Source organism: Photobacterium sp. SP02, from assembly GCF_038519165.1.
GTDB classification, from domain to species: domain Bacteria; phylum Pseudomonadota; class Gammaproteobacteria; order Enterobacterales; family Vibrionaceae; genus Photobacterium; species Photobacterium halotolerans.
The window spans coordinates 1-1,483 of record NZ_JASJOJ010000138.1 but is presented as its reverse complement, the minus strand read 5'-3'; the positions used below and the strand labels follow the sequence as shown (position 1 = coordinate 1,483).

The window sequence follows — 1,483 nt, the reverse complement described above, 5'->3', positions numbered from 1 at the left end:
GGGGAGTATATGATCACAGCCAGCCCTGATCGTCAAACTGATCTATTTTGTTCAAAAAACGTTCGTGATCTTGCCCTGGATCAGCACCGGACTGAATTACCCCAGAAATATTCTGCACCGAGGTTGCCATGGCCCCGCTGGCATCTCCGGCAATCACCATCTTGCCGCCGGTTAAAATGTCGGCCTCGGTATTTATCAGGTGGCCTTTGACATAGAAATAACCCTGATCACCGGCATACAGCAGGCCGGTGTTGGTCAGGTTGCCAGCCACATTTAAGGTGGTGTCCTGCATCCCCAGTGTCGCGCCCTGATTGGTGAACTGCGTCAGGGTCGCCATCAGATTGGTCAGTGCCTGTATCGTTCCCTGATTCGTCAGCACACCGGCATTGAGCGTGGTGGTATTGCCTGAAATCAAACCGGTGGCCAGATTGGTGAAGGTGCCGCCAACGCTGACGGCCGTCTGTCCCTGCGCCACCAGCTTGCCTTGATTAGAAAGCTTGCCTCCGGCAGAAAGACGGGCATCCCCGCCGGCACTCAGGTTGTGGTTGAGAACCATATCGCCCGTGGTATTAACATCAAGATCACCGTTTGCCGTCACCGCCTGATTCAGCGTCAGGGTATCCACACTGATACTCATATCGCCAAGCGATGTCAGATCACCATCGTTGATCAGAGTACCGGTATTCAGTTGGCTGTTGGCGTCGCTGGACACACTGCCCTTCTGCGCAAACCCGTCTGCCTCAATCAACTGATCCCCCACGGCCTGGATCTGTCCCGTATTTGTCAGTTGACCCGATACGCTCAGACGCTGTGCTCCACCAGCCGCCAGCGTGCCGGCATTGTCGATCTGTTCGGCCACAATCTGCTGATCGGTCTGCGATGTCGTCACCCCTGTGCTTTGCTGGTGAAAGGTACCGGCAGTAATGGATTGTTCGCCGGCAGACTGAATCGCGCCCTGATTAGACAGTTGGCCAGTGACAAGCAAAGTTTGCGTGCCAGCCGATACCAGCTTGCCACTGTTATCGATTGTTTCTGCCTCTGCGTTCAGCTGATTGGCGATGAGCTGGGTGTGGTTCTGAATCGTTCCCGCCTGGAGTTCCAGCGTACCGGCATGGGTTGTCCCTGCGCCCTGCAGTGTCAGCGACTGCGGGTTCGCAATCGTCAGTGTCTGCTTAACGGCGATCTGACCCTCATTGATTAACTGGCTGATCCCCGCCAGACTGGCGTGCTCTGCTGCAATCTGGCTCGGTGCATCCAGGCTGAGGCTGTGAGCCTCGCTGCTCAGTTCGCCAGACACCTGTATCCGGCTGTCACTCAAACTCACCTCAGCGCCGGTCAAATCCACCCGTCCGTTATGACTCTCTGAGCCATCCGCGGCCAGACCGGCAGTTAACGTGCTGTTTTGCAATCGAATGGCATCCGCCTGAACCCTGATTGTCTGGCCGACGGTCTCTGAATCATCAGCTCCTGAATAAGATTGTAC

The 1,483-nt window shown here is 55.8% G+C and carries 1 protein-coding gene; it reads right to left on the bottom strand.

Features of this window, described 5'->3' with window-relative positions; genetic code table 11:
- Positions 1 to 13: 13 nt before the first annotated feature.
- On the bottom strand, positions 14 to 1,483 hold a 1,470-nt coding region (locus P0Y67_RS22605; RefSeq protein WP_342393691.1), incomplete at its 5' end, for a hypothetical protein.